The sequence below is a fragment of the Priestia sp. P5_B4 genome, assembly GCF_056400385.1.
In genome coordinates this window covers 1-3223 of the sequence record NZ_JBFULJ010000428.1, presented here as the reverse complement: position 1 = coordinate 3223, position 3223 = coordinate 1, and the positions used below count along the sequence as shown (strand labels likewise).

The window sequence follows — 3223 nt, the reverse complement described above, 5'->3', positions numbered from 1 at the left end:
CCGTCTCACCTTATTAGCTTATAGTATTTTTAGACAGTTCCTGTTTTTAGGATTAATAAGCCTCTTTCTTCCAACAACTTAGGACATATAGAACATTTTGGTATATAATGAGTTGTTTTGTATGTTTTAATGATAGACATTAGGATAAAGAAAACAATAAAAAATGAATCCTTTTTTTATTATGTTATTCGTTATTCTACAGCTAAATTGATTTTAGTACTTTTTGTACCTGATTAACATATGAAGAGAGACTTATTTAGTATTCTCTCACTTAAAAGTGAAAAATAAGGAGAATTACTATGCCATTGACTACTACATATCACTTCTTTCACTTCTTAATACTGGATATCATCCTTAGTTTCCTCCTCCTTTGTATTATTATTTTTATAGATAAGTATTTCAGGGAAAATAAAGATACACGTGAAGAAAAGAGAAGAAAATATCAGAAAGATTTCATTGCCTTGTTAACAGTCGGATTAATCGTTTATTTTATGTAACATACTATAGATAATTTTTAATCACATGGAGGAGCAGCAGCATGATCCGAACAATCACTATTACACAAGACTTACAGGTCAAAGAAGATGTACCCCTTGATCACTTATCTGACCCTTCAATTAAGTGGTTCTGGGTAGATCTTGCCTCTCCATCTGAAGAGGAAGCAAAAGTGTTAGAGACGTTTTTCCACTTTCACCCTTTAGCTATCGAAGATTGTCTTCATTTATTACAACGTCCTAAACTTGATTATTATGAGGGTTACAGCTTTTTAGTTCTTCATTATTTAAATAGCCACACGTTAGATGTTGAAGAAGTAGACGTATTTATTGGAGAAAATTTTTTAGTGACCTTCCACTTTAAACCAGTACTCAGTATTGAAACAGTAGGACAACGCCTTTTACAACATCCTAGTGGATTTAATAAGGGAGTGTCCTATATTGCTTACGCGGTTCTAGACCAACTAGTGGATGATTACTTCCCAATTATGTATGAAATTGAGGATAAATTAAATGAAATTGAAAGCAGAGATRCAAAAAAATCAATTGCTTTACTAATGAATGATGTTTTTGATATCCGAAGTGATTTATTAAAGCTCAGAAAAACCATTCTTCCTATGCGTGATCTGCTATATCGAATTATTAATTCTGAACGTTTACATATACCTGCAGAGCAGAAAGCCTATTTCAATGACATCTACGATCACTTAATAAAATTAACAAGCATGGTGGAAGCCAATCGGGATATGACATCAGATATGAGAGATAATTACCTTTCACTCAACGCCAATCGGATGAACTCCATTATGATGACATTAACAATTATCTCCTCTATTTTTATCCCTCTCACCTTTGTCGTAGGGTTATATGGGATGAACTTTGATCATATGCCTGAACTTCACTGGCACTACGGATATTATATTGTTTTAGGAATTATGGCCTTAATGACAATCGGTATGATTCTTTGGTTTAAACGAAAAGGCTGGTTTAATGTAAACAAGTAGGAAGGGCTAGAAGGAAGCCTTTCTAATAATTTTTTAAAATAAAAAGCTGCATAATTCATAATAGTAATCTCTTTTAAACTCCTTGGGGCTCAAGGAGTTTTTTTTGTAATTTGTACCGAAAGAGTGATTATGTTAACTAATGTTTTATACCATATACAACCTAAAAACAGAAAAACAACTGGGTCCGTTCAGTTGTTTTTCTGTTTTTGTAAGGATGGAGAATTATCTCTATGATGCCTCACGGCGTCCTGGATAGTTTGGTCAAGGTAGTAAGAATTTATGTGTAGAAAGGAGAAAAGACTTTTAGTGTGTAATCATTAGTTTTCTTCTTCATGAGATATACATTCCTAAGTTTTGGACAATCCTATTAAAAAGTTGTCTTAGTGAGAGGAGCAGAGAGAAAATACTAATAAATATTATTATGGGATTTGTTGCACCTTGGATTTTTGGGTTTATCTTATACAAAAAGGAATCTATAATTGTTCTCTTAATTGCACCAATAGGAATGACAGTAGCCTTTATACTTAATGAATGGGGGACTAATTATTTTTGGCAGTTTGAACCAATTTTTAGAAATCGAAGTTTATCTGCACTTCCTTTAAATATGGGTTTTTATCCGGTCTTAGCCTCTTTTTTAGTTTATTTAAAAATAAAAAAGAGGGTTAATACTTTTCTGCTTTTAATTGGTTTTACTCTTTTTACTACAGGTTTTGAAGGCATTGGTTTAATCTTTGAAAAAGTAGAGTATTTTAATTCTTGGAATATTATTGGAACTTTCATTAGTTATTTAATAGCATATATTATTATTTATGTTTATTATCGAAGTTTGGTAAAACATCAAGTTTTAAAAACTTAAGCCTACGCTCTATTTTCTACGAGTTGCTCGAATCAAATAATTTGTAAGAAAGAGAATAGCAAAGGGACCAATCAAAGAAATGAAGTATACAATAAAGACCTTTTGTAATTTATCATTCATGTATATTAACTCCACCTTTATATAATAGAGTAAGTATTGAAGGATTTCTTAAATAGAATGTTCAACTAAAGAAAGATTCATTCATGCCCATTAAAAAGATGGTCTTCTTCTGTTCGTTAAACCATAGTTGCAAAAGATCTTTTCATAGGGGCTTAAGTAATTTACTCATAAAGTTTGCCTTTTCGAACATCTTAAAGTAAAAAGGATGTCTGCTTAAATGAAAAGAGAGTAACTTCCCCATCAAGTTAATTTTTTTAGCTAGAAAATTCTGAGATGAAAGATTGGAATAAAAATATGTAAAAATTTGAAGAAATTGAATATTATTATGATAAGTTCAAAGTCCTTTGGCTTAACTATTGGAAAGAGGAAGTAGTATTTACTTACCAATGGTGGATAATGATTTTAATTTTAATTCTCCCCTTTTTTCTATGGTGGATGTTGGTAGATAAAAGGAGAATAATTGAAATAAGCCTGGTTGGACTATTCATATCTGGAATTGCTTTTATACTAGATCAAATTGGTGTATCATTGCGCTACTGGATTTGTCCCTAGACCCTGACATATTTAGAAAGAGATTTATGGTTACCTGCTAACTTTTCTATAATCCCTTTCTTTTATATGATGATTTATCAATGGTTTCCTAAATGGAATAAGTATGTATTAGCAATCACGGTCTTTGCTTTTTTCGCTTCCTTTGTGGGGGAAAGCATTTTTAAATGGTTAGGAATATATAAAGTATTGAAATGGGA

The 3223-nt window shown here is 31.3% G+C and carries 2 protein-coding genes; both read left to right on the top strand.

What is annotated here, in order from left to right; translation table 11 throughout:
• Nucleotides 1–538 precede the first annotated feature (538 nt).
• Nucleotides 539–1498: a magnesium/cobalt transporter CorA gene (gene corA, locus AC1DRF_RS20725; protein WP_477741569.1), complete on the top strand. Its 960-nt coding sequence runs from the start codon at nt 539–541 to the stop codon at nt 1496–1498.
• A gap of 421 nt (nt 1499–1919) precedes the next feature.
• Nucleotides 1920–2354 carry a CBO0543 family protein gene (locus AC1DRF_RS20720; RefSeq protein WP_477741568.1) on the top strand — a complete coding sequence of 145 codons (435 nt, stop codon included), beginning with the start codon at nt 1920–1922 and terminating at the stop codon, nt 2352–2354.
• Nucleotides 2355–3223 lie beyond the last annotated feature (869 nt).

Excerpts from the sequence above, each read along its gene's own strand:
- AC1DRF_RS20720 (WP_477741568.1), top strand. The coding sequence starts at position 1,920 with ATGGGATTTGTTGCACCTTGGATTTTTGGGTTTATCTTATACAAAAAG.